Origin of the sequence: Streptomyces sp. NEAU-YJ-81, assembly GCF_017592595.1 — a bacterium.
Lineage (GTDB): Bacteria > Actinomycetota > Actinomycetes > Streptomycetales > Streptomycetaceae > Streptomyces > Streptomyces hygroscopicus_B.
Genome location: NZ_JAGFNO010000029.1, coordinates 38,839 through 64,072, shown reverse-complemented (window position 1 = coordinate 64,072; position 25,234 = coordinate 38,839). Strand labels below are relative to the sequence as shown.

At 72.1% G+C, this 25,234-nt stretch carries 17 protein-coding genes; 10 read left to right on the top strand and 7 right to left on the bottom strand.

The features are described from left to right. The first annotated feature begins 2 nt into the window (after positions 1 to 2). Positions 3 to 299, top strand: a complete 297-nt coding sequence (locus J5X86_RS39805; RefSeq protein ID WP_208521520.1) for a YciI family protein — start codon at positions 3 to 5, stop codon at positions 297 to 299. Positions 300 to 333: 34 nt separating this feature from the next. On the opposite strand, the gene J5X86_RS39800 is transcribed toward J5X86_RS39805, so the two are convergent. The 3 genes from J5X86_RS39800 to J5X86_RS39790 all read right to left on the bottom strand — a co-directional run bounded on the left by J5X86_RS39800 (position 334) and on the right by J5X86_RS39790 (position 3,102). Continuing rightward, positions 334 to 531 (bottom strand): DUF397 domain-containing protein, encoded by a 198-nt coding sequence (locus tag J5X86_RS39800; RefSeq protein ID WP_208521519.1) that lies wholly within the window; start codon positions 529 to 531, stop codon positions 334 to 336. Next, a complete protein-coding gene (locus tag J5X86_RS39795) occupies positions 510 to 1,358 on the bottom strand; it encodes a helix-turn-helix transcriptional regulator (RefSeq protein WP_208521518.1) in 849 nt (282 codons plus the stop codon). The genes J5X86_RS39800 and J5X86_RS39795 overlap by 22 nt, the downstream gene beginning before the upstream one ends. Positions 1,359 to 1,614: 256 nt before the next feature. Further along, positions 1,615 to 3,102, bottom strand: coding sequence for a hypothetical protein (locus J5X86_RS39790; RefSeq protein ID WP_208521517.1), 1,488 nt, complete (start codon positions 3,100 to 3,102; stop codon positions 1,615 to 1,617). Positions 3,103 to 3,330: 228 nt separating this feature from the next. On the opposite strand from J5X86_RS39790, the gene J5X86_RS39785 reads away from it, so the two are divergent. After that, positions 3,331 to 3,744: an SsgA family sporulation/cell division regulator gene (locus J5X86_RS39785; RefSeq protein ID WP_014056012.1), complete on the top strand. Its 414-nt coding sequence runs from the start codon at positions 3,331 to 3,333 to the stop codon at positions 3,742 to 3,744. Between the two features lie 226 nt (positions 3,745 to 3,970). On the opposite strand, the gene J5X86_RS39780 is transcribed toward J5X86_RS39785, so the two are convergent. After that, positions 3,971 to 4,651 (bottom strand): GPP34 family phosphoprotein, encoded by a 681-nt coding sequence (locus J5X86_RS39780; protein WP_078640063.1) that lies wholly within the window; start codon positions 4,649 to 4,651, stop codon positions 3,971 to 3,973. Between the two features lie 464 nt (positions 4,652 to 5,115). Continuing rightward, positions 5,116 to 5,778 carry a hypothetical protein gene (locus tag J5X86_RS39775; RefSeq protein WP_208521516.1) on the bottom strand — a complete coding sequence of 221 codons (663 nt, stop codon included), beginning with the start codon at positions 5,776 to 5,778 and terminating at the stop codon, positions 5,116 to 5,118. A gap of 246 nt (positions 5,779 to 6,024) precedes the next feature. Here J5X86_RS39775 and J5X86_RS51300 point away from each other — a divergent pair, with 246 nt between their 5' ends. Next, positions 6,025 to 8,028 (top strand): helix-turn-helix domain-containing protein, encoded by a 2,004-nt coding sequence (locus J5X86_RS51300; protein ID WP_308124857.1) that lies wholly within the window; start codon positions 6,025 to 6,027, stop codon positions 8,026 to 8,028. A gap of 96 nt (positions 8,029 to 8,124) precedes the next feature. Here the strand turns inward: J5X86_RS51300 and J5X86_RS39765 are convergent, their stop codons facing one another. Continuing rightward, the gene (locus J5X86_RS39765; protein WP_243982669.1) at positions 8,125 to 11,730 is read right to left on the bottom strand and encodes a hypothetical protein; all 3,606 of its coding nucleotides are present in this window, start codon (positions 11,728 to 11,730) and stop codon (positions 8,125 to 8,127) included. Positions 11,731 to 12,177: 447 nt separating this feature from the next. Here J5X86_RS39765 and J5X86_RS39760 point away from each other — a divergent pair, with 447 nt between their 5' ends. The 5 genes from J5X86_RS39760 (at position 12,178) to J5X86_RS39740 (ending at position 21,754) form a co-directional block, all read left to right on the top strand. After that, positions 12,178 to 13,647 carry an aldehyde dehydrogenase family protein gene (locus J5X86_RS39760; protein WP_208521515.1) on the top strand — a complete coding sequence of 490 codons (1,470 nt, stop codon included), beginning with the start codon at positions 12,178 to 12,180 and terminating at the stop codon, positions 13,645 to 13,647. Continuing rightward, the gene (locus J5X86_RS39755) at positions 13,644 to 15,191 is read left to right on the top strand and encodes an APC family permease (protein WP_208521514.1); all 1,548 of its coding nucleotides are present in this window, start codon (positions 13,644 to 13,646) and stop codon (positions 15,189 to 15,191) included. Before J5X86_RS39760 ends, J5X86_RS39755 begins: the two co-directional genes overlap by 4 nt. 10 nt (positions 15,192 to 15,201) lie before the next feature. Continuing rightward, positions 15,202 to 16,746, top strand: coding sequence for a GMC family oxidoreductase (locus J5X86_RS39750; protein ID WP_208521513.1), 1,545 nt, complete (start codon positions 15,202 to 15,204; stop codon positions 16,744 to 16,746). Positions 16,747 to 16,955: 209 nt separating this feature from the next. Continuing rightward, positions 16,956 to 20,648: a S8 family serine peptidase gene (locus J5X86_RS39745; protein ID WP_208521512.1), complete on the top strand. Its 3,693-nt coding sequence runs from the start codon at positions 16,956 to 16,958 to the stop codon at positions 20,646 to 20,648. Positions 20,649 to 20,734: 86 nt separating this feature from the next. Beyond that, positions 20,735 to 21,754 carry a helix-turn-helix transcriptional regulator gene (locus tag J5X86_RS39740; RefSeq protein WP_208521511.1) on the top strand — a complete coding sequence of 340 codons (1,020 nt, stop codon included), beginning with the start codon at positions 20,735 to 20,737 and terminating at the stop codon, positions 21,752 to 21,754. Positions 21,755 to 21,836: 82 nt separating this feature from the next. On the opposite strand, the gene J5X86_RS39735 is transcribed toward J5X86_RS39740, so the two are convergent. Beyond that, positions 21,837 to 22,631, bottom strand: a complete 795-nt coding sequence (locus J5X86_RS39735) for an IclR family transcriptional regulator (protein ID WP_208521510.1) — start codon at positions 22,629 to 22,631, stop codon at positions 21,837 to 21,839. A 166-nt stretch (positions 22,632 to 22,797) separates the two neighbouring features. Between J5X86_RS39735 and J5X86_RS39730 the strand changes: the two genes are divergently transcribed. Beyond that, positions 22,798 to 24,723, top strand: a complete 1,926-nt coding sequence (locus tag J5X86_RS39730; RefSeq protein ID WP_243982667.1) for a GDSL-type esterase/lipase family protein — start codon at positions 22,798 to 22,800, stop codon at positions 24,721 to 24,723. Next, positions 24,720 to 25,190, top strand: a complete 471-nt coding sequence (locus tag J5X86_RS39725) for a cytidine deaminase (RefSeq protein ID WP_208521508.1) — start codon at positions 24,720 to 24,722, stop codon at positions 25,188 to 25,190. The genes J5X86_RS39730 and J5X86_RS39725 overlap by 4 nt, the downstream gene beginning before the upstream one ends. Positions 25,191 to 25,234: the final 44 nt, after the last annotated feature.

Here is a 25,234-nt window from a genome sequence, read left to right as displayed (position 1 = left end):
TCATGTTCGTACTGGAGATCACATACACCGCCTCGGCCGACCGCGTCGAGGCCGCCCTCCCCGAACACCTCGTCTGGGTGGACGACCACTTCGCGAAGGGAACCTTCCTCGCCTCCGGCCCCAAGAACCCCCGCGACGGCGGGGTCATCCTGACGCTCGGCGACGACCGGGCGAGGATCGAGGAGATGGTGGCGAGCGACCCCTTCATCGTCGCGGGGGTCGGCGAGTACACCATCACCGAGTTCCTGGCCACCCGCACGGCCCCGGCCCTGGCCGAACACCGCCAACAGCGGCCGTAAGGACCGCGCGGCGACCGTAAGGAGCCGTTTGAGCTTATGCCTTGAGCGAGGCTATGAACGCGCCCCACGATCCGGCGGGGAACAGGAGGGCGGGGCCGTCGGGGTTCTTGGAGTCACGGACCGGGACGAGACCCGGGAGGTTGTCGGCGATCTCGACGCAATTGCCACCGTCGTTGTTGCTGTAGCTGCTCTTACGCCAAGCGGCGCAGCTCAGGTCCGGGGTGGTTGGCATGGGGTCCAGTCCTTCATGACGGCTCGGATCATCGCCCCCGAGTCGAGAGGCGAGAGGGCCATGGCCCTGAGCAGATCGTAGTTCTCCCTGCGTCGTGCGACAGCCTCTTGCTCCTCAATGATCATCCCGGATTGGCTGCCCTCGTCGTACGCCATCAATGGCTCGCCAGGAATAGTGAACAGCGTCAGAGAGCCGCCCCTCTCAGGATGGTCTCCAGCGGTGAAGGGCAGCACTTGGATGGTCACGTGTGACTGTGTCCCACGCTTGATGAGAGACAACAACTGCTCTCCCATCACCTCATGTCCGCCAACGGGACGGCGCAGTACGGCCTCGTCGAGGATGAACCAGCAGCGCGGTGGTTTGGGTCGATCCAGCGCCGCCTGACGATCTAGGCGGGCCTTCACCATGGCCTGGATTTCCGCGTCCTGAGCATGGGGGTGCCCACATCGCAGGGCGCGTTCGGCGAGCTGGGGTGTCTGAAGAAGGCCGGGGAACGGTGCGCTCACGTACTGCTCGATGATGACCGCTTGGCTCTCCAACTCGATCATTCGCCGGTACTTGCCCGGGAACGGCTCGTTCTTCGCGAGCGCGTACAGCCTCGCGAATAACCCATCCGTGCCGAAGCACGCGTCCAGCTTCGCCGGTAGGTCGTCGTACGGCAGAGACTCCGCCGCCTCGATCCGCGCGAGGTGGGACTTGCTGTAGTTCAGCACCTCGGACAGCCGCCGCAGCGACATGTCCGCCTTCTCGCGGTGGCGGCGGATCTCCGCACCGAACAGATCGCGTGCGGAGCGGTCGGGGAAGAGTTCGCGTGACCGAAAAGACATGGGTCATCCCTCCATGCCCCCGGTGATCCCACGGGGACGATTGGTCTCTTTCGAGCTTACGCGCCGGAGGGCAACACACTTGACACGTTCCGTAATTGAGCCCCGGTGACCGCACGCGCTACGGGGCGTCCGGTGGACCACGCGGCGGCTCCGCCCCAGACTCCGGGGTCTGGGGCGGAGCCCCAGTTGAGGGAAGGGGCGGGGAGGGGAACAGCCCGCCGCAGGCATCAAGACCCGGCGGGCACCCCCACTGGGCCTAATGGGAGACGCAGAGCCGGACCACGAGCGAGACGCAGCCCCGGGAGTCGCCGGAGCCGAAGCCGGGGTCCGCCGGCTTGGCCGTGGGCCGCTGCGTCGACTCATCCGTGGGCTGCCCGCTCGGGGTTCCCTCCGGGTCCTTGGTCCCGCCGTCCGTCGGCTTCCCGGTCGGTTCGTCGGTCGGCTGGTGCGACGGGCTGCCCGACGGGGAGGAAGAAGCGGACGAAGAGGGCGAGTCGGACGAAGACGGCCGGGACGAGGGCGAAGCGGAGGAAGAGGACGACGGCGCCTTCCGCGAGGGCGATACGGCGCTGGACGGCACATCCGCCGGGGAGTGTCCCGTGGGCACGCTCGACGTGGACGGCCGGTTCCGGGACGCCTCCCCCGGAGCGCCCGCCCGCGACCCGTCCGAGTGCCGCGAGGCCCCGGACGTGGCGGACGTACCCGAAGCCGACGACGAGCCGGATGAAGCGGAAGAGCCAGATGAATCAGAGGAGTCGGACGTGTCCGATATGGACGGCGCCGACACCCCGGCCGGTTGCTGGGCCTCCGCCGAGCCTCCGTCCGTCAGCGCGAGCCCCGTCATGACCGCCGCTCCCGCGACCAGCAGCACCCCGCCCGCGGCCGCCGCGGCCGCCACCGGCCCCGCCTGGCGCACCTGTCCGCGGACGAGGTGGTGCATGGAACGGCGGGACGAGACCAGCGGCCCGTTCGAGGGAGCCGCATGCGCACCGCCGGATGCCATGGCACCCACTCCGGCCGCCCCTACGGCCCCCACCGCGGCGGCGGCCGCCAGCGGCGCCAGGAAGCGCGCCATACCCCGGTCGTACAGCGCCAGCAGCGCCGGGCCGGTCAGCGCGGGCAGCCGGTCGTCGGCCGCCACGAGCTGCTCCATCCGGCCCCGGCAGTCCCGGCAGCCGTCGATGTGCACGGCGATCCGCTCGGCCTGATCCGGGGAGTCCGCGCCCTGCACATGGCCGGGCAGCCGCTCCCAGTGCTCACCGCACGCGGCGCTCGCCGGATAGCCGGGCTGGGCGCGCAGGAACTCCTGGCGCACGCTGCCACGGACCCGCTCCACCAGGGCCGCCGCGCCGTCCGGGCTGACCCCGGTCCGCCACGCCACCTCCTCCGGCGGCAGCCCGTCCACTTCGGCGAGCCAGAGCGCCTTCACCCAGCGCTGCGGCAGCTCATGGAGGACCTGCACAAGCGGTTCGAGGTACGACGCCTGCTGTGCCGGGCCCCAGCCCCCCGCCCCGGCCGAGAGCTCCCTTACGGCGCTCGTCAGCTCGGCGGGGACGGCGTCGGCACCGAGCGGGTGCCCGGCACGCAGCCGGCGCCACACGCTGTAGTGCGCCTCGGCCACCAGGTCCCCGGCAACCCAGGGGTTACCGGTAAGAGTTCGGGCATATCCGCGCAGACGCGAATATTCGGCTTCGTAGATACGGGTGTAGGCGGCCGCGTCGAGCGGTGCGTGACCTTCGGTCATGGTGGAACAACCCCTGGGGTGGGTGCCTCGTCATTGCCGCCGTTCTGTAACAGCTCCGCACGGCGCCCCGAGACCTTGCATGGTTTGGCAAGCCTAAATGCCCTATGTCCCCTCGAAAAAACACTCGTGACGCACGTCACGTCGAAAGCGGGTGCACTGCCCTGATCGCCCAAACGTCTTAACTCTCGAAAGGGCGACGCGCCCCGCACCTATCGCAAGGGAGCCGACGTGACCACTGTCATCGATCAAGCCGTCCAGGCACAGCTCATCGCGTCGACGCCCGAGTCACGCGCGATTCCGGCGTGCCTGCGCTATGAGCGGGACGACCCGTTCGCCGTCCGCGTCTCCTTCCCGCCCTCCGCGTCCCTCGACGGCTCCGCCGTGGAGTGGACGTTCGGGCGGGAGCTGCTCTCGGCCGGGCTGCGCGGCCCGGCGGGGAGCGGAGACGTGCAGATGTGGCCGTGCGGACCGCGGCGGACGGTCCTGGAGTTCCATGCCCCCGAGGGCATGGCCATGGTCCAGTTCGACACCGCGGATCTCCGCAGATTCCTCGGCCGCTCGTACGCCATCGTTCCCGAGGGCAGCGAGGCCGGGGAGCTCGACCTGGACCAGGGGCTGGCGTCGCTGCTGAGAGACGCCTGAGCCGGTACGGATACCCGTAGCCCGCCCGCCCGTACGGACCAGTGAGCCTGTCCGTGCGGACACCCGTGAGACCGCCCGTACGGACAACCTGGAGCCCGTCCGTACGGACACCTGTGAGCCGCCCTTACGGACCTCGTGAGCCCGTACGGCGGACACCCGTGAAGCCCGTACGGCGGACACCCGCGAGCCCGTACAAGCGCTTGAGCCCGCCCTTACGGTGAGGGGGTCAGGTGGCGGTCGCGGCCGTGGTCGCCGCCAGCATGGCCGTGGCGACGGCGGCGGCGAGTGCCGTCCGCACCTGGGCGATCACCTTCTCCAGTACCGGCCCCATGCCACCGCAGCGCTCGCCCAGTTCGAGGATCCGGTGCTTGCGGACCTTGGCGTCCGTGGCCGTCACGACGGCCCGCAGCTCGCCTGCCGCCGCCAGGGTGACCAACGCCGCGTCCCGTTCGGACACTTCGGCCGCCGGCTGCTCGCCGTGCAGTACGCGCACCGCGTCATCCCGCATCCCGGCCACCTGATCGGGCCGTTCCAGCGTGTACTCCTTGGCCGGGAAGAGCCCCAGCACCCGCCTCCCCTTCGCCCGCACATAACCGGCCGCCACCATCTGGTCGCGGACCGCGTGCTCGGTCAGCCGCGGCTGATGTCCCACCCAGATCTGCCAACTGCGCGGCCGGGATTCGCCGATCAGCTCCAGCAGCCCGTCGAGCGCCCGGTCTCCCGTGGCGGCGTCGGCCACCGGACAGGGGCTTCCGTCGGTGTCGGTGAGCATGCCCCGCTGAACGAGTTCGGTAAGGGCGGCGGCGCGGACGAGGAGGGCGGTGTGAGCACCGGTGGGCCGACCGGTCTCGGGATCGTAGGAGAGCAGGTAGAGGGAGGCGGCGAGGGAGAGCGAGCCGTTCGGCATGGGAACCTCCGACGGTCGGGCGTCCGGTGGGGCGGCGTACCTCGACCATATCGGCCACGCGCCCCCATGATCGACCCTCCACCACGAGGTTCCGGCGGCGTCGGACACGTCATCCTCCCCGGGGCTCGGCCGCCCCAGGCCCCCTCGCCTCCGTACGGGACACGGCAGACCCGGCCCCGGGTCTCGGCCACTCCAGGGCTCTTCGCCTCCGTACGGGATACGGCAGGCCCGCCACTGGGTCCCGGCCACTCCAGGGTCCGTCGCCTCCGTACGGGGCTGGGCAGGGCCCGGGACACGCGGAGATGGCGGCCACGCGTACCCCCGTGTGTACGCGTAGCCGCCATCGGCCCCATCCCCCCGTTGGCCCGCTCGGGCCTGTCACCCCCGTCGGCCCTCGGCTCCTCGGCCCCTCGGCCCCCGCGCCGCCCCCGTCAGGGCTCCGTCAGGACTCCGTCAGGCCCTGCTCACGGGTGGTACAGCTTGACCACGGCGGTCGTGGTGGTCCGCTTGAAGTCGGCCACCGGCGCCTGGTCGTAGCCGCCCATCTCGCCCCACGACACGACGGTGACGGTCCGGCCGTCGCGCCCCACCCCGAAGAGGTGGATGCCGGGCTCCGAGTCCGGGTACGAGGTGTGGACGCCGTAGACATGGGCGCCGTCCTCGGCCGTCAGCGCGCCGTAGTCCCGCCCCGAGGCGGTGCCCTCCGGATAGTCGCGCACCCAGTCCGCGGCGCAGTTCTGGATCTTCTTCTCGGCCGCGGCGGCGAGCTTGCGGGCCGCCTCCACCGTGCCGGTCCTGACCACGATCTGGGTGGCGCTGGTGTCGTACTCGGTCCAGAAGGTGCGATGGGTCGCCCCGGCCGACGGCAGGGTCTTCTCCACGCAGAAGGGAGCGGTCTCGGGCAGGCCCCGAGTGACATCACTCGCGTACCAGTCCGAACTCGGGTGCGGCGGGAGCTCCCTCGGCACGAGGTGGCCGGGGGTGCCCTGGGCTACGGCCGCCTGCGCCTCCGCCCGGGCCGATGGTGCGTGGGCCTGGGCCGGCCCGGTCCCGGCCACGGCCACGACGGCGGCTGCGGCCACCACGCCGAGCGCGGCGCCGCGGAATGAGTGCGTGGGCTTGCGCATGAGGTGTTTCCTCGTCTCTTCCCGATCTCAGGATCTGTGCAGGTCCGCCGCCGCACCGGGAGGTCGCGACGGGAGGACAAGCGTGTGCGCCACCTGGCCGTGGCCGCTACGACCGGCGGGGCATACGGGACGCTGGAATGCCTGCACGTACGCTGACTTGGGGGTATGACAACACCCTGGAACGCGCCCGTGGAACGCCCACGGGACGAAGTCGCGGTGCCGGGGACGATATGGGGGGGTGGTGGCGTGGGGAACGCCAAAGAGGTTGAGGACTTCGCCGAGAGACTGCGGGCGCTGAAGGAGCGCTCGGGCCGCAGCTACGGCTCACTGGCCACACGACTGCACGTCAGCACGTCCACGCTGCACCGCTACTGCAACGGCGACGCGGTCCCGGCGGAGTACGCCTCCGTCGAGCGCTTCGCCCGGCTGTGCGGCGCCACCCCGGAGGAACTGCTCGCCCTCCACCGCCGCTGGATCCTCGCGGACGCCTCCAGACGCCGCGCACGCGAGGCCGATCGCGAGAGCGCGACCGGCCGACCGGCGGCCGACGGCACGGCGTCGGCCCCGCGCGGGGGCGTGGCCGACCGCCCGGCAGCGGACGGCACCGCGCCCGAACCCGAGGCGGACGCGCGGTGCGGTGACGGTGAGCCGCGCCCGTCAGCCGACGCACGAGAAGGCGACGACGACCCGTCGGACAACTCTGGGACCGCCGCCGCCACTCCCCGCGCCCGCCCGGACGCCGGCCGCCACCGGGGGCACGTCGCCGCCTCCGGCCCGGGCCCGGTGACAGACACTCCCCGGGGCGCGGCCGCTCCGACCGGCCCGGCCGGAGACGGCACCGGGCCGGAAGCGGGTGGGCGCTCCCGCGACGCTCAGCCGTACGCGGCAGCCGATACGCGCCAAGACACCGCCGATGAACGACAGGGCACCGCCACCCCGGCCGACGCTTCGAGGGCCACGCCGACGTCCGGAGTCCCGGCCGCACACCGCACCGCCGCCGCGACCGACCCCTCATCGGGCGGCCATGGCTCCGCACGCCGTGGCGGGGCGGCACACCAGGGCGGAGATCCGAGGAATCCGCACCAACGCGGCGACACCGGGGACACTGGGGACACCGGGGACACCACCGAGCGCGCCGACGGCGCCCGGGCGCCGTCCGCAGCCGCCGGGCAGGCCCAGCCCCACGCCGCGCCCACGGACAAGACCGCGCCCACGGACAACGCCGGATCCGCCGCCACCACGCGGAGGCGGTTGCAGGCGGTGTCGGGGAGCGACGGCGGCACTGCCGTCGTGTCACGGGCGCGGCGGCCGTGGGCGTTATTGGCCGGGGCCGCCGCCGTCGTCGTGCTCGCCGTCACCGCGGTCGAGGTACGGCCGCCCGGCGAGGACGGCCGTAAGGACGCCGCGGCCTCACCCCGCTCCGCCGCCCCCTCGTCCAGGCCGCACGCCGGGCCGACCGCCCGCGGGCATCTGGACCGTCAGAAGACGGACGGCGACGACGCGTCCGGCCAACCGCGCGGCGACGAGAAGGACGGTAAGGGCGAGCGCGGCAAGGAGCAGAGAGCCAATGGGGGCGCCTCCGGCTCCCCCGCGCCCGGCACCTCCAAGGGCCCGGACGGCGGCGGCTCCACCCAGGTCCCGCTCACCCTCTCCACCCGTTCCCACGTCTGGGAGAACGGCTGCGGCCATCGCTATCTCATCGACCGGCGCCCGTCCGAGGTCGCCCCGCCGCCCACCGAGCAGGACGCCCCGACCTGGGCCGCCGCCCATGGCGCGGTGCACGGCGGGACCACCAACGTCGAGGTCACGGTGCAGGGCCGGGCCTCGTCGGCCGTCGTCCTGCAGGCCCTGCACGTACGGGTCGTGGGCCGCCGCACCCCGCTCGCGTGGTCGTCGTTCGCCATGGACAACGGCTGCGGGGGCTCCCTCACCCCGCGCGCCTTCTCGGTGAATCTGGACGCCGCCCGTCCGCTGGCCCGCCCCACCGAGGGCAACGACGCGGGCAAGCCGATTCCCGCCGTCCGCTTCCCCTACCGCGTCTCGGCCTCCGACCCGGAGGTGCTGCTCGTCAACGCCCGGACGGCCGGCTGCGACTGCAGTTGGTACCTGGAGCTGGACTGGACGAGCGGCGGCCGCTCGGGGACGCTGCGGATCGACGACCACGGCTCGCCGTTCCGCACCAGCAGCATCAAGGAACGCCCGCAGTACGCCTACGACTACACCGACGGCTCCTGGCACCCGAGCGACTGAGCGACTGAGCACCCGGCGGCGGCGCCGTCCCGCCCCACCGGCGACGCCATCTCACTCCACCGGCGACGCCGTCCCGCCCCACCGGCGATACCGTCTTCACTCCACCGTCGTCGTCAGCCACAGCGCCGCGTCCCGGACATCCGCGTGCGGATGGTCGCGCAGTGAGCGCACCCGTTCCCGCCAGGGCTCCGCCCATTCCGTACGCGCCCCGCCCACCTCGGTAAGGGTCGCGGCGAACAGCCCGGAGGCATGGCCCCCGTCCTCGTCGAGCTGTCCCGCGGCACGCAGCAGACCGGCGTCGGAGCCCGGCCGCAGCGCGGTGTTCAGCCGTCGGCGCAGGGCGTCGGCGGTGCGGACGGCGAGCGCGGGGCGGGTGGTGTGCAGCCGGGCGAGGCGGGCGAGCCCGGCGGACAGCGGGCCAGGGCGGGCGTCCAGGTCGAGGGCGTTCACCAGCACATGGGCGGCCTCCTGGACGAACGTCTCGTATCCGGCGAGGAGTTCACCCGCGGCCCGCGCGGTGCGCCGGGTCACGCGGGGCCGCATCCGGGCCCGGGTGGCGAGCCGGTCGGCGAGGTGCTGGATACGGCGGCGGGCAGGGCGGTCCCGGTCCGGTTCGGCGTCGGGGCCGCCGGGCCGGGCGTCGGCGGTGACCAGCGCGGCGAGCGCCCAGGCCAGCGGGTTGTCGCCGGGCGACCCGTCAGGTGCCGCGGCCATCAGGTCCAGCAGGGCGTCGGCGGCGGGCCGCCAGCTCGCCCGGTTGCCCAGGTCGGTGACGGCCGCGACCAGCACGGCCGCGGCGTCCGGCGCCCACGGTGACCACCCGGCCAGCGCCCCGTATCCGGCCGCCGCCACCTCGGGGTCGTCGGTGTCGCAGACGACGCGTATGAGTTGGGCGTAGCGGCCGCGGTGCGCCTCGGGGAGGTCCAGCGGGCGGGTGTGCAGCACTGCGTGGCGCAGTTCGCGCCGTCCGCTCGCGGCGGCGGTCAGCAACTCCCAGGCGCGTTCGGCGTCGAGCGGCCGGGTGGCGAAGGCGACGCAGGCGGCCTGCACATCGGGGTGCTGGCCGGGCAGTTCGAAGGCATCGGCGAGCAGCGCGGCGGCGTCGGTCACCGGGAGCAGGGTGGCGGCGAGCCGGACGGCCTCCTTACGGCTGGTGACCTTCGCGGGGACGGGCGGTACGGCCGTGGCGACCCCGTCCGGCGCGAGCACCCCACGGACCAGCCGCACCAGCCGTGACGGCTCGGCGTACCGGGCCGCCCTGGTGGCCGCGTACACCGCCACCCGGGCCCGGTCGCCGCCCGCGTGGGCCAGCAGGGCGGGCAGGGCGTCCCCGGGGCGGTCGGTCCGGGCGAGGGCGGCGAGCGCGGCCTCGGCCAGGACCACATCCGGGGCGTCGGCCCAGGTCCGGACGGTGGCCGCGCCGGTGCCGGGGATCAGCGCGGCGTCGGCGATGGCTGCCGCCCGCTGCTGCGGCCGTTGGGAGGTGTCGGCGGCGGCGCGGTCCAGGAGGCGGGCGGCGGCGGCCTGTTGGCGGGGCAGCCAGCGGCCGGTGTTCCGGCCGGTGGGCGGGGTCCAGTGGGTGCCGTGGGTGAGAAAGCGCCCATACGGCGGGGTTTCGTCGAGGACGAGGTCGAGCAGATCGGTGCGACGGCGGGTCAGCACGGCCAGGACGGGCGGCAGCACGGCCGCCGAGGGCTCGTGGGTCAGCAGCTCGGCCACGCGGGCGTCCCGCTCCGCCGGTGGTTCCAGCCACAGCCCGATGGCGGTGCGGACCGTCGCGTCGCTGCCGAACGAGATGGCCTGCCATAGGAGTTCCTGCAGCTCGGGCAGGGCGTGGGCGCGCCGTCCGAGGGAGCGGGCGAGGGCGAAGGTCAGCTCGTGGTCGACCCGTTCAGCGCCCGCTTCCAGCCAGGGCCGCAGCGCCTCGAACACCGCCTGCTCCTGGCCGCGCCGCAGCTGGTGGTCGAGGCGGCCCAGGTCGGCGGCGCCGACGCTGCCCGCGAGCCGGGTGAGGGTGCGCAGCGCCCACCCCAGCAACTGCCGCCGCCCGGTGACGGCGTGTTCGCGCAGCAGCGCCACGGCGAGGTGGCGCAGCGCCTGGCGGGTGGCGGAGGAGGAGTCGCGGGCGGAGATCGCCTCGGCGGCGATGCGGTCGAGCTGCTCGGCGGCGTCGTCGGTGAACAGCGCGGGGTGGGTGCGGGCGAGCGCGCCGAGCGCCGCGGAGCGCACCGGGTCCTGCTCGCCCCGCAGCCGCTCCAGCAGGTGCAGCAGGTCGGTGACGGCGTCCGGGTCGCCGGAGCGGGCGACGCACTGGATCAGCAGCGGATAGGCCAGGGCGCGGTCCTCGGCCGAGGAGCGGCGCACGGCGGCCAGCAGCTCCTCGCGCGCCTCCTCGACCGGCAGATGGGCCACCGACTCCAGGACGGTGGTCCAGGGCGCGCCGCGCTCGCGCGCCTGGGCGGCCATCCGGCGGGCCTCGGCCTGGCGGCGGGGGCGCGGCAGGACCTCGAGCACGGCGGGTTCGATGACGGCGTGGGCGGGGTCGCGTCCGTCGGTGGCCGCGTCGTAGAACGCGGCGCGGCGGGCGGGCGGCAGCGCGGCCAGCAGCCGGGCGAGGGCGTCGGCGTCGTGCCGCAGGGCCCGGCCCAGCTCGGCGAGCTCGGGCGGGTCGGCGCGGACGATCCGGCGCAGCACGGCCCGGTCCAGCCGGTGCCGGGTGCCGCTGTGCTCGGGGGCGAGCAGCAGCCGCAGCGTGGAGCCGGGCTCGGCGGCCACCAGCGCGGACAGCCGGGCCCGTACGGAGGCGGGCAGCGGGCCCTGGCAGTGGTCCTCCAGCAGCTCCAGCACCCGCTGGGGCCGGGCGGGCGCGGCGAGCGCCACACAGGGCGCGTAACGGGTCCACCAGTCGGCGCGCAGCGGTGCGGGCAGCGCGGTGAGTTGGCGCGCCGCCTCGTCCAGGACGGCCACGGGGTGGCGGGCGACGAGGGGCCGCCAGGCGCGGACGGCATGGAACAGCCCGGGCAGCAGTCGCGCCACGGTCTCCGCTCCGCATCCGGGGAGGAGGCGGGCGGCCTCGCTGTCGCCCCAGCGCTCCCGGAACGGCTCGATCAGCCGGTCCGCGAGCGCGGTGCGCCGCCCGGCCACGACGGTGCGCACCAGTTCGCGCCGTACGGTGGCGGGCGCGTCCTCGAAGGCCGCCTCCAGCGCGTCGTCCGCGATCGCGCCGGGGCCGCCGCGGCGGGCGGTGTCGAGGGCGCGGTGCCGCACCACGGGGTCCGGGTCCGCGAGCCGCGCCGCGAGATGGGCGGTCCGCCCACCGGCGGCCGCGGCCACGGCCGCCAGCCGCCGCTCGTACGTCCCGCGCCGCTCCAGCCCCTCGATCAGCACACCCAGCCGCCCCTCGGCACTGGCCGCCCTCGCCCGCCCGGCCAACTCCCGCATCCGGCGTGGGAAGGGCAGCGGATCGAGGACGGCGAGCAGCTCGTCGGCGAGGGCGCCGTGGGATTCGGGACCGCGGTGGGCTTCGAGCCCGCGGTTGGGCTCGGAGCCAAGGTGGGCTTCGGGGCCGCGATGGGCTTCGGGCCCATGGTCGGCTTCGGAGCCACGGTGGACTTCGGGACCGCGGTGGAGCTCGGCGCCAAGGTGGGCTTCGGGGCCGCGGTGGGCTTCGGGGCCGCGGTGGGCTTCGGACGCGTTGACCATGCCAGGGATTGTGCCGCTCACACGTCCGATCACACGTCCCGCCGGAAGATGGTTTCCCGGAGCACCCGTCGCCCCGACCCCTCGCGCCCGGCCGCGGTCGCTTGCGTCCTGCCCGCGCGTGCCGCAGACCGGGCCGCGATGCACACGGCCTCGGCGACCCGTAGCCCGGCGACGACCCCCGGCGCGCCCCGGCCGATCTCGCCGATCCCGCCGACCCCGCCGGGCCCCCGGCGCACCCCGGCCGGGCTCGCCGATCCCGCCAGGCTCGCCGATCCCGCCGGGGCCCCCGGGGCCGCCGGGGCATCCGCTCGCATCCCCGCCGCGCCCGCGGCTTCCCTACGCCGTGCGAGGGTGACCGGTGCCACTTACGCTCAGTGTGTGGGCCAGCCGGGTGCGTCGACGGATCCACCTCGGGACCGGCCCTGTCGTCCGAGCCCGGAGGAGCCCATGCCGGAGCTGTTCATCGGCGGCCACTGGACGACCGCCCTCGACGGACACAGCCGCGAGATCCGCTGTCCGGCGGACGGCTCGCTGGTCGCCGTGGTCGACGAGGCGGGGCCAGGCGACGCCGCCGCCGCGGTGGCGGCCGCCCGGGACGCCTTCGACCGCGGATCGTGGCCCGGCGCCCCGGCCGCCGACCGGGGCGCGCTGCTGCTGCGGGTGGCCGATCTGCTGGAGCGCGAGAAGCCGACGCTCGCCCGCGCCGAGTCCCTGGACACCGGGAAGCGGATGGTCGAGAGCGAGTACGACCTCGACGACATCGCGAACTGCTTCCGCTACTTCGGCAACCTCGCCTCCTCCGCCGGGGCCGGCCGTGTGATGGAGGTGGGCAGCGCGGAGATCGACAGCAGGGTGGTGCACGAACCGGTCGGGGTGTGTGTGCTGATCACGCCGTGGAACTACCCGCTGCTGCAGACGGCCTGGAAGGTGGCGCCCGCGCTGGCCGCCGGGAACACCTTCGTCCTCAAGCCCAGCGAGCTGACCCCGCACACCGCGATCCATCTGATGCGGCTGCTGACGGAGGCCGGGCTGCCCGGTGGCGCCGCCAATCTGATCCTGGGTTCGGGGGCCACCGCGGGCGCGCCGCTGGTCACGGACGAACGGGTGGACATGGTGTCGTTCACCGGCGGGGTGGTCACCGGGCGCTGGATCATGTCGGCCGTCGCGCCCACGGTGAAGAAGCTGGCCCTGGAGCTGGGCGGCAAGAACCCCAATATCGTCTTCACCGACTGCGATTTCGACACCGCGGTCGACTACGCGCTCACGGCGGTGTTCCTGCACTCCGGGCAGGTCTGCTCGGCCGGTGCCCGGCTGCTGGTCCAGGAGCAGCTCCATGACGCGTTCGTCGACGAGATCGTCCATCGCGCCCGGAACATCCGGCTGGGCGGGCCGTTCGACGAGCACGCCCGCACCGGGCCGCTGATCTCCGCCGAGCACCGCCAGAAGATCGCCGACTATGTGGCGGCGGGGATCGACGAGGGCGCGGTGCTGCGCTGCGGCGGGACCCCGCCCGATGATCCTGACCTGGAGAAGGGCTACTACTACCTGCCGACCGTCCTGGACGACTGCACCCCGGACATGTCCGTGGTGCAGGAGGAATCCTTCGGCCCGGTGCTCACCGTGGAGCGGTTCCGGGACGAGGACGAGGCGGTCGCGCTCGGCAATGACACGGTGTACGGCCTGGCGGGCGGGGTGTGGACGCAGGACGCGGAGAAGGCGCAGCGGGTGGCGTCCCGGCTGCGGGCCGGGACCGTATGGATCAACGACTTCCATCCGTATGTCCCGCAGGCCGAGTGGGGCGGGATGAAGCAGTCCGGTATCGGCCGTGAGCTGGGCCCGTCGGGGCTGCACGAGTACCAGGAGCTCAAGCACATCTGGCGCAACACCGCGCCCCGTCCGCAGCGGTGGTTCGAATGACGGCGAGCGAGTCGGCAGAACCGCCGCCGAAGCCCAAGCCGGACGGTTCGCATGACGACGACTCGCTCGCCGAACTCGGCTACCGCCCGGAACTCAAGCGCACCCTGGGCAACTTCCACACCTTCGCCGCCGGGATCAGCTACATCTCCATCCTGACCGGCACCTTCCAGCTCTTCTACTTCGGTGTCGCGCACGGCGGCCCGGCGTACTGGTGGTCATGGCCGATGGTGTTCAGCGGGCAGCTTATGGTGGCGCTGAGCTTCGCCGAGCTGGCCGGCCGCTATCCGGTGGCCGGTTCGGTCTACAACTGGTCCAAGCTGCTGGGTGGTCCACATGTGGGCTGGCTGGGCGGCTGGATGATGATGACGGCCTCGATGGTGTCGCTGGCGGCCGTGGCGCTCGCGTACCAGGTGACGCTGCCGCAGATCTCCTCGTTGTTCCAGTTCATCGGCGACGGTTCCACCGGGACCGAGCGCGCGGCCAACGCGGTGCTGCTCGGCAGTGTGCTGATCCTGTTCACCATGGTGATCAACGGCTTCGGGGTGAAGCTGATGGCCCGTATCAACTCCGCGGGCGTGGCCATCGAGCTGATCGCCACGGTCGTGCTGATCCTGCTGCTGGCCGCGAACATCGCCCGCGGCCCGTCCGTGACGCTGGACACCTTCGGCCATGGCCAGGGCCAATCGCTGGGCTATCTCGGCGCGTTCCTCACCGCCTCGCTCGCCTCGGCGTATGTGATGTACGGCTTCGACACGGCGTCCTCGCTGGGTGAGGAGTCCGTGGACCCGGGCCGTAACGCGCCACACGCCATCCTGCGGGCGCTGGTGGCGTCGTTCGCCCTCGGCGGGCTCATCCTGCTCTTCGCGCTCATGGCGGTGCCGAATCCGCGGGACAAACGGCTGGCGGCGGACGGTCTGCAGTTCGTGGTGCTCTCCGCGCTCGGCCACGGCGTGGGCCTGATGGTGCTGTGGTGCGTGGTCATCGCGATCAGCGTATGCGCGCTGGCCGTGCACACCGCCGCCATCCGGCTGATGTTCGCCATGGCCCGGGACAACAACCTGCCCGGCGGCTCCCGGCTGGCCCGGGTCCATCCGCGGTTCCAGACACCGCTGCTGCCGGCGATCCTGATCGGGCTGGTGGCCATCGCGATCCTGGTCCTCAACATCAACCAGCCGCAGATCTTCTCCGTGGTCACCAGCATCGCGATCATCATGATCTACTTCGCGTATCTGATGGTCACCCTGCCCATGCTGGTACGGCGGCTGAAGGGCGAATGGCAACCGGCCGAGGGCCGCTTCTCGCTGGGGCGGCTGGGGCTGCCGGTCAATGTGCTGGCCGTGCTGTGGGGCACCGCGATGACCGTCAACCTCGCCTGGCCCCGGGCCCAGGTCTACAACGCCACCGGACCGCAGCACTGGTATCTGCGCTGGGGGGCGGTCCTGTTCGTCGGCGTGGTCGCACTGGGCGGCTTCACCTACTACTGGTTCGTCCAGCGGACCCGTACGGGTGTGCTCGCCGAACACGCGGCCGCCACCACCCCGTGAGGAGAGGCCCGTGGACCAGTTCGACTTCGTGGTGGTCGGCGGCGGTACGGCCGGATCGGTCGTCGCGTCGCGGCTGTCCGAGGACCCCTCGGTGAGCGTCTGCCTGCTGGAGGCGGGCCCGTCCGACGTCGGGGACGACAACATCCTGCGGCTGAACCGCTGGATGTGGCTGCTGGGGTCCGGCTACGACTGGGACTACCCGGTCGAACCGCAGGAGAAGGGCAACAGCTTTCTGCGCCACGCCCGCGCCAAGGTGCTCGGCGGCTGCTCCTCGCACAACTCCTGCATCGCCTTCTGGGCCCCCGCCGAGGACCTCGACGAATGGGCCGCCATGGGCCTGGACGGCTGGTCGGCCGCCGACTGCTTCCCGCTCTACCAGCGCCTGGAGGACAACGACGCGCCCGGCGACCACCACGGCCGCGGCGGCCCGGTCCGGATCCGCACCGTGCCGCCCGAGGACCCGTGCGGCCGGGCGGTGCTGGCGGCCTGCGAGGAGGCGGGCATCCCGATCGCCCCGTTCAACACCGGGACGACGGTGGTGCGCGGCGCCAACTGGTTCCAGATCAACGCCCGCGAGGACGGCACCCGCTGCTCCGCCTCGGTCGCCTATCTCCACCCCGTCATGGACTCCCGGCCCAATCTGGAGGTGCGCACCGGACTGCAGGCCAAACGGCTGGTTCTGGACGAGAACCTGCGCTGCACCGGCGTCGAGTACCTCTCCCCCGATCTGATCCACACCCTGCGGGTGCACGCCCGCCGCGAGGTCATCGTCTCCTGCGGTGCCATCGACACCCCGAAGCTGCTGATGCTCTCCGGTATCGGCCCCGCCGGACATCTGCGGGAGACGGGGGTGGAGGTGCTCGTAGACTCCCCCGGGGTCGGTGGCAACCTCCAGGACCACCCCGAGGGCGTCATCATGTGGAACGCCGAGCAGCCCATGATCAACACGTCCACCCAGTGGTGGGAGATCGGCATCTTCGCCGCCACCGAGCCCGACCTGGACCGCCCGGACCTGATGTTCCACTACGGCGCGACGCCCTTCGACATGAACACCTACCGCCGTGGCTACCCCACTTCGGAGAACGCCTTCTGCCTCACGCCGAACGTCACCCGCGCCCGCTCCCGGGGCACCGTGCGGCTGGCCACCCGCGACTTCCGCGACAAGGCGCGCGTCGACCCCCGCTACTTCACCGACCCCTACGACATCGACATCATGACCCGCGGTCTGCTGCTCGCCCGCAAGATCGCCGCCCGGCCCGCGCTGGCCCTGTGGGCGGGCGCCGAACTGACCCCCGGACCCGATGTGCACAGCGAGGACGAGCTGGCGGCCTACATCCGCGAGACCCACAACACCGTCTACCACCCGGCGTGCACCGTGCGGATGGGCGCGCCCGAGGACCCGGACGCCCCGCTCGATCCGCGGCTGAGGGTCAAGGGCGTGACGGGGCTGCGGGTCGCGGACGGCTCGGCGATGCCGTATCTCATCGCCGTCAATCCGTGCATCACGACGATGATGATCGGCGAGAAGTGCGCGGACATGATCAAGCAAACGTGATCGAGCAGACGTGATCGAGCAGACGTGATCGAGCGGCGCCATCCGTAACACGCCCCCGCGCTCCTCTGCTGTTCCCTGACTCCTGTGGCCGATCAGGGCATTGGCACGCCCCGGCCACAGGATTCCCTTGAGCACATCCGCTTACGGCCACCACTCTGATCGCACCTTCCGACAGGAGAGTCGGATGCGATGAGGGAGGAAGCCAGCCGATGCGAAGATTGCGTCGCTTCTTGGCTGTGGTGGGCGCCGCCGGTGTGATGGGCGCCATGGCCGCCCCGGTGGCCAGCGGGCGGCCGTCCCAGGCCGCCGCGGAGGCCCCACCGGTCCGTACGCAGCAGCACACGGTCACCCTGATCACCGGCGACACGGTCAGCGTCACCACCGGCGCCGACGGAAAGTACGCCGTGGAGGTGAAACGAGGCGCGGGCCGCGAGTCGGTGGAATTCGTGGCCAACCAGAAGGGCAAGGAGATCAGCGTCGTCCCGGTCGACGCTCTCCGGCTGCTCTCCGCGAACAAGCTCGACGCGGGCCTGTTCAACATCACACAGCTCGTCAAACAGGGCTACGACGACAAGAAGACCGGCTCGATCCCGGTCATCGCCACCTATCGCACCAAGGCCGCGCACCCGGCCCCCGAGGGCGCGCGCAAGACCCTCAGCCTGCCCAGCGTGGACGGCGCGGCGTTCAGCGCCAGGAAGGCCGACGCGGCGGGCTTCTGGGCCGACATCAGCCATGACAAGGGGTTACGGAAGATCTGGCTGGACCGGAAGGTCAAGGCGTCGCTCGACGTCAGCGTCCCGCAGATCGGCGCCCCGGAGATGTGGAAGGCCGGATACGACGGCCAGGGCGTGAAGGTCGCCGTGCTGGACACCGGCATCGACACCACGCATCCGGACGTCAAGGATGCCGTCGAGGACTCCAAGAGCTTCGTCCCGGACCAGACCGTAACGGACGGCCACGGCCACGGCACCCATGTGGCGGACACCATCGCGGGCGGCGGCGCCGGATCCGGCGGGAAGTACAAGGGCGTGGCGCCGGGCGCGAAGCTGCTGGTCGGCAAGGTGATGAACGACGCGGGCGAGGGCTACTCGTCGTGGATCATCGAGGGCATGGAGTGGGCCGCGTCGTCCGGCGCGAAGATCATCTCCATGTCGCTCGGCGGACCGGCGTCCGGCCCCTCGGACCCGCTGAGCGAGGCGGTCGACCAGTTGTCGGCGTCCTCCGGGGCGCTGTTCGTGATCGCGGCGGGCAACTCCGGACCGTTCGAAGGGACCGTGGAGACTCCCGGCATCGCCGACTCGGCCCTCACCGTCGGCGCCGTCGACACGTCCGACAAGTGGGCCACCTTCTCCAGCCGTGGGCCGCGCTCCGGCGACTACGCGGTCAAGCCCGAGATCACCGCGCCGGGTGTGGACATCACGGCGGCCCGCGCGGCCGGTACGTCCATGGGCACGCCGGTCGACGACCTCTACACCACGGCGAGCGGCACCTCCATGGCGACGCCGCATGTCGCGGGCGCGGCGGCGATCGTCGCGGAGGTCCACCCCGACTGGACCGGCGCGCAGCTCAAGGAGGCCCTGGCCAGCACCGCCAAGACCAGTGCGGCGGACGGCCCCTTCACCCAGGGCGACGGCCGGGTCGACGTACCGCGCGCGGCCACCCAGGGCGTCTTCGGGACCCCGACCCTCAGCTACGGCCAGTACGCGTACGACGCCGACAAGCCCGACGCCAGGACCATCAGGTACACCAACGCCACCGCGAAGCCGGTGACGCTGAAGCTGGCGTCCTCGGTCGGCGGCGACTCCCTCTCGCTCGGCTCCGACACCGTGACCGTGCCCGCGAACGGCGCCGTCAAGGTCCCGGTCACCGTCGACCCGGTCAAGGCGGACAAGGGCCGCCACGCCGGGTTCATCACGGCGACCGGCGACGACGGCGCGGGCGGCGCGGTCAAGGTGACCACGGCCGTCGCCTACGAGAAGGGCGAGAAGCTCTACGACCTCAAGGTCACGCTGCTGGACCGGCAGGGCAACCAGGCACCGAGCGCGCTCTTCACCCTCCAGGAGCTCGGCGACGCGAGCCAGAACCAGTTCGGCTACATGCGCGGCTCCGACTCCTTCCAGCTCCCGGCCGGCACATACTCCCTCGCCACCTGGATCCCGGTGCTCGACAGCGGCAGGCACGAGGTCGCGACGAGCATCGTGGGCGATCCGCAGATCGAGCTGACGGGCGACACCTCCCTCACCCTCGACGCCCGCAAGGCCGTCGAGATCAAGCCACAGACCAAGGAGAAGGACGTCGAATCCCAGGGCGTCACGACCTCCTGGCACCGGGAGCGCGAGGGCGGCAGTTCCTTCGGCCTGACCTACATCATGGGCAAGTGGAAGAAGCACATCTACGCGGCGCCGACCGAGAAGGTCACCGACGGCCTCTTCGAGTTCTACACCAGGTGGCGGCTGGAGAAGACCGAGCTGTCCGCGAGCGTCACCAGCCCCGAACGGATGGCGCTGAACCCGGACTACGCGAATACGTACACCGGCTGGCCCGTCAAGATCGACGGTAAGCACAAGGTGCGGCTGGTGTCGGCCGGTGCCGGTACGCCCGAGGACTTCGAGGACCTGGATGTGAAGGGCAAGGCCGTGCTGATGGGCCTGGCGCCCGACGAATGGCCGCAGGACGCCGTCGCCAACGCCACCAAGGCGGGCGCCGCGTACGCCATCGTGTACCGCAAGACGACGGCCGGCCTGTGGATCACCGCGGTCGACAGCGCGACGATCCCCGTCATGTCCGTGCCCGGCGAGGAGGGCGACCGGCTGCTCTCCCTGCTCACCGCGGACGGCGGCAAGGGCAAGGTGACCGTCGAACTCGGCGGCACCGCGGTCAGCCCGTTCATGTACGACGTGTTGCTGCCGGAAACCGACGCCATCGGCGAGGACCTCACGTACCCCGTCGACAGCCGCAACACCACCAAGGTCACGGCCCGCTACCACGGCGGGGTGAAGGGGCGGATCGGCACCGAGGCCACCCACACCTTCCGCCCCTACCAGCTCTTCTCGCTGGAGTCGGCGTACGACGTGCCGCTGGGAACCCAGCGCACCGAGTACTACACCGCCGACCCCGGCACCCGCGTCTGGCGCACCGTCAAGCAGGACTACGACAGCGGCGCCGGACGGCAGTGGTCGCCACTGGTGACGTATCGGCCCGGGACGAAGCAGACGGTGGACTGGCTGGCGCCCGTGATCCGTCCGACGACCGCCGCCGAGTTCGGTGTCTCGCAGCGCGAGGGCGATGAACTCACCCTCGCCATCCCGGAGTTCGCCGATTCCGGCCCCGGCCACTACGGCTCCTCGGGCGGGGTCGCCCAGGGGTTCGACACGGTGAAGACGAACCTGTACGCGGACGGCAAGCCGGTCGGCGAGGCCCCGTACGGCTCCGGCACCTTCCAGGTGCCCGCCGGAAAGGCCGCGTACCGGCTGACGATCGACGCCCGGCGAAAGGCCGACTGGTCGGCGTACTCGACCAGGACCAGTACGCGATGGGACTTCGCCTCCGCGCACACCGCCCAGGCGACGGCCCTCCCCCTTCTCTCCATCGACTACGACCTCGGTGTGGACCTGCTCGGCCAGGCCAGGGCGGGGCGAAAGTTCGGCTTCGGCGTGACCCCTCGCCACCAAGAGGGCGCTGACGCCGCGAAGCTCACCGGCGCGAAGGCATGGGCGTCCTACGACGACGGCACGACCTGGAAGAAGGTCGAGCTCACCCGCTCCGGCACGGGCTACCGGGCCACGGTCGGCCATCCCCCGCTCGGCGCCACCAACGGCTTCGTCAGCCTGCGCGTCCAGGCCGCCGACGCCGACGGCAATCGAATCGATCAAACGGTCATTCGTGCATATGGCCTGAAGTAGGCCGAAATCCTTCCTTCGGCGGTAACAAACAACGTCTAGCGTGCCGTTGATCGAATCGATTCATCGACGCGCTGGAGCCGCCGCCAGTGGACAGCAGAGCATCCGTATCCGCGTCCGGCGAGACCCCTGCCACGAGCCCGAGTCCCTGGGCCGCGGCAGGGGTCTCCGACTTCGACGAAGCGCTATACCACGCGATCCTCCACCAGCCCGAGGCGGGCATCACCGGCTGGTCGCGACTGCTCGGCGCCTCCCCGCCGCGCGTCCGCCGCGCCTGCGCCCGGCTGCTCCACCTCGGCCTGATCCAGGCCCCCGACTCCACCGGGGGACTACGGCCCGTCGACCCCCGTATCGCCGTACGGGCCCTCATCCGCAAGCGCGAGAGCGAATCCGACCTGCTCGCCGCCACCGCCGACGACATGGCCAAGATCTACGCCGCCGGGCTGCTGCGCGCCGAGCCGGCCTCGCTCGTCGAGGTCGTACGCGGCGAGAGCGCCAACGCCGCCCGGCTGGAGGAGCTGTACGCCCGCGTCGAACACGAGGTCTGCCTCTTCGACTCCCCGCCCTACCTCGCCCCGCTCACCCCGCAACTGGACCTCCAGAGCGAGGTGCTGCGCCGTGGCGTCGCCTACCGGACCCTGTACTCCGTCACCTCGCTGGAGTCCCCCGACCTGCTGGCGTACGCGGAGGGCATGGTCGCGCTCGGCGAACAGGCCCGCGTGCTGCCGACCGTCCCCATGAAGCTGCTGGTGATCGACGGCCGCACCGCGATGCTGCCGCTGACCAGCGCGGACGCCGGTCCGGTCTACTCCGCGGTGATCGTGCGGCACTCCGCCCTCACCGACGCCCTCCAGACGCTCTTCGAGATCTTCTGGCAGCAGGGGACTCCGCTGGGCGGTACGCCGGACGACGGTGACGAGGAGCTCAGCGCGGCGGACCGCCGACTGATCGGCCTGCTGGCGGCGGGCATGAAGGACGAGGCCATCGCCCGCCACCTCGGGGTGAGTCTGCGCACCCTGCGCCGCCGGGTCAGCGACCTCCAACTCCGGCTGGCCGCCACCGGCCGCTTCCAGGCCGGTGTGCGCGCCGCACACCGGGGCTGGGCCTGAAAGCCCATCGGGGCGGCCGGATCTGAAGCCCATCGGGGCGGCTGGGACCCGAGCCCACCGGGGCCGGGCCTGAACGAGCCGTCTACGGGCGCCACTGCGGGCCCGTGCCGGTACCCCTCGGCACGACCGCCTCGATCTTCGCCCGGATCTCCCGCATCACCCCGACGATCCGCCCCTCCCGCCCCTCCGTCAGCCGGGCCGTCGGCACGGAGCAGCTGATCGCGTCCACCGCCGGGACGTCGTACCGCAGGGCGAAACCGAAGCCCACGATGCCCACCACCCCCTCCTCCCGGTCGACCGCGTGGCCCCGCTCCCGCACCCGTGCCAGATCGGCGACGAGCGCGGCGCGGGTGCGGTGGGTGTTGGGCGTCATCGGCACCAACTCCTCTCCCTTCAGCGGGAGTTCGCCGTCGATCCGCTCGGCGAGCAGCGCCTTCCCCAGCGCCCCCACATGGGCCGGGAGCCGCCGCCCGACGCGGCTGAAGGGGCGGAGGTACTCATGCGACTCACGCGTGGCGAGATAGACGACATCGCCGCCGTCCAGCCGGGCGAGGTGAATGGTCTCGCCCAGCGCGTCGGACGCCTCGTCCAGATACGGCCGCGCCGCCCGCACCCGTGGATCGCTGTCCAGATAGCTGGTGCCGGTGAGCAGTGCGCGGATGCCGATGCCGTACAGCGAACCGGTGACGTCGGTGCGCACCCAGCCGCGATCGATCAGGGTCTTGAGGAGGGCGTACATACTGCTGCGCGGGACGCCGAGCTCCTCGGCGAGCTCGCGCAGCCGGGCCGGCTGGTCGCCGCGTGCGGCGAGCAGCTCCAGCAGTTCCACGGTGCGGCCCGCGGACTTCACCTCGCGCACCCCACCGGTTTCCGCCATGGCGCACATCGTAACCGTGGCCGCACACCTTGACGTTGAACCGATTCATCGCTTCCATCGTGGGGCGGCCGAAGCCTGGGAGCGCTCCCAGACCCCACACTCTCTCCCCGAGAGGACCCCGATGCCATCGATCCCGCACGCCTTACGCAGACTCTTACTCGTTGTCATGACCGCGACGCTTTGCGCGCTGGGGCTGAGCCTCGGCACCACCGCACGGGCGGCGACCCTGGGGAACGGCTCGGTGACCGACCCCAACATCGTCTACACCGGCCGCTGGGACCTCGGCTCCGCCACCGCCGCCGTCCCCAACTGGACCGGCGGCTACCTCCAGACGGCGTTCACCGGGACCACGGTGAAGATCAAGGCCCGGGAGGCGGTGAACTTCTACGCCAGCGTCGACGGCGGCGCCGATGTCTTCTACGCGGGCGTCAGGGGCACCGTCAACCTCACCCCGACGCCACTCCCCCAGGGCAACCACACCCTCCGCGTCTCCTACCGCTCCGGTGACACCGTCTTCCAGGGCTTGGTCCTCGACTCGGGCGCGGGCACGGTGGCCCCCCGCGTCCCGTCCGGGCTCATCGAGTTCGTGGGCGACTCCATCACCGCCGGTGCCCTCACCGACCGACTCGCGCTGGACTCGTACGGCTGGAAGACCGGTGAACAGCTCGGCATGCGGCACACCCAGATCGCCCGCTCGGGCTACTGCCTGGTCGGCAAGGACGGCTGTGTGGGCCTCGCCTCCCAGTTCTTCAAGACGGCCTCCACCGGCGACCAGAACTGGGACTTCTCCCGCTACCAGGCGAACGCGGTGGTCATCAACCTCGGCACCAACGACATCGGGCACGGCGTCACCGGCGCCGAGTTCCAGACGGCGTACACCGCCCTCCTGCGCGACATCCGCGCGAAGTACCCGAACGCGGCGCTCTTCGCCGTCCAGACCCTCAAGAAGCGCTACCTGACGGAGACCAGGGCAGCCGTGAGCGCGCGCAACGGCGCGGGGGACGCGAAGGTGTACTACGTCGACACCAGCGGCTGGCTCACCGACGGCACGGACTACGAGGACGGCAACGGCCACCCCAACGAGGCGGGCCACACCAAGTTCGCGAACCGCCTGGCCCCGGTCATCAGCGCCAAACTGGGCGCGGCCGGTGTGCGGGCCGCCGCCCCCGGCCAGCCCGGCGACCCCAACATCAAGTTCAGCGGCCGCTGGGACACCAAGACCTCCACCACCGCCTACACCCCCTACTGGGCGGGCGCCTACTTCCGCACCGGCTTCACCGGCCGCACGGTCAAGCTCAAGCAGCGTAATGCGATCGACCTGTGGGCCAGCATCGACGGCGGCCCCGCCACCTTCTACGACGAGGCCAAGGGCACGGTGAACCTCACCCCCACCCCGCTCGCCGCCGGAAACCACACCCTTCAGGTCAACTACCAGGTGATCGCGGGCAGTTATCACGGTGACGCGGTCTTCCAGGGCCTGACCCTCGACGGCGGCGCCACCACCTTCACCCCACCGACCCCGAAGAAGCTGATCGAATTCGTCGGCGACTCCATCACCGTCGGCACCACCACCTCGCAGAACGCCCGCACCGCCTACGGCTGGCTCATCGGCGAACGCCTCGGCGCCGACCACACCCAGATCGCCCAGGGCGGCGCCGCCCTCGTCGACACGGCGGACGACCGCATGAGCCTGGAGCAGCAGTTCACCAAGCTCAACCCGAACGCCGCCACGCCCGACTGGGACTTCTCCCGCTACCAGGCGAATGCCGTCGTCATCAACCTCGGCACCAACGACGTGGGGCGCGGGGTGAGCTCGGCGCAGTTCCAGGCGTCGTACACCAGCCTCCTCCGTAAGGTCCGCACCGCCTACCCGAACGCCTGGATCTTCGCCCTGCGCACCTTCAGCGGCCGGTTCGGCACCGAGACCAAGGCCGCCGTCACCGCCTTCAGCGACGCGAAGTCGTCCTACGTCGACACCACCGGCTGGCTCGCCTCCGACGACCTCTCGGACTCGGTCCACCCCAACGACAAGGGCCACCGCACCATCACCGACCGCCTGGCCCCGGTCATCTCTGCCAAGCTCCAGACATGACCACGCCTCATTCCGTCGACCATGACCTCATCCAGGCCGCGATCCAGGTGGCGGCCACCCGCAGCCGGGGCGACAACCACACCGTGGCGGCGGCGGCCCGCGACCGGGACGGGCGGATCATCACCGCGATGAACGCCTACCACTTCACCGGCGGCCCCTGCGCCGAACTCGTCGTCATCGGCGCGGCGGCCGCCCAGGGCGCGTATGACCTGGTGACCATGGTCGCCGTGGGCGACCATGGCCGCGGGGTGATCCCTCCCTGCGGCCGCTGCCGCCAGATGATGCTCGACTATTTCCCGGACCTCCACGTCATCGTGGGCGCGGGCGAGCGCCTGCGCGCCGTGCCCGTCGCCGAGCTGCTCCCCGAGAGCTACCGCTGGGCCGACCACCAGGAGGACGACGGCCAGGAGGACGACCAGCACGAGCACGACGACCAGCAGGAGCACGACGACCGGCCCACGCCGTGACCGCGTCCCGCGCCTACCGCACGTGAGCCGCCACGACCCACGGT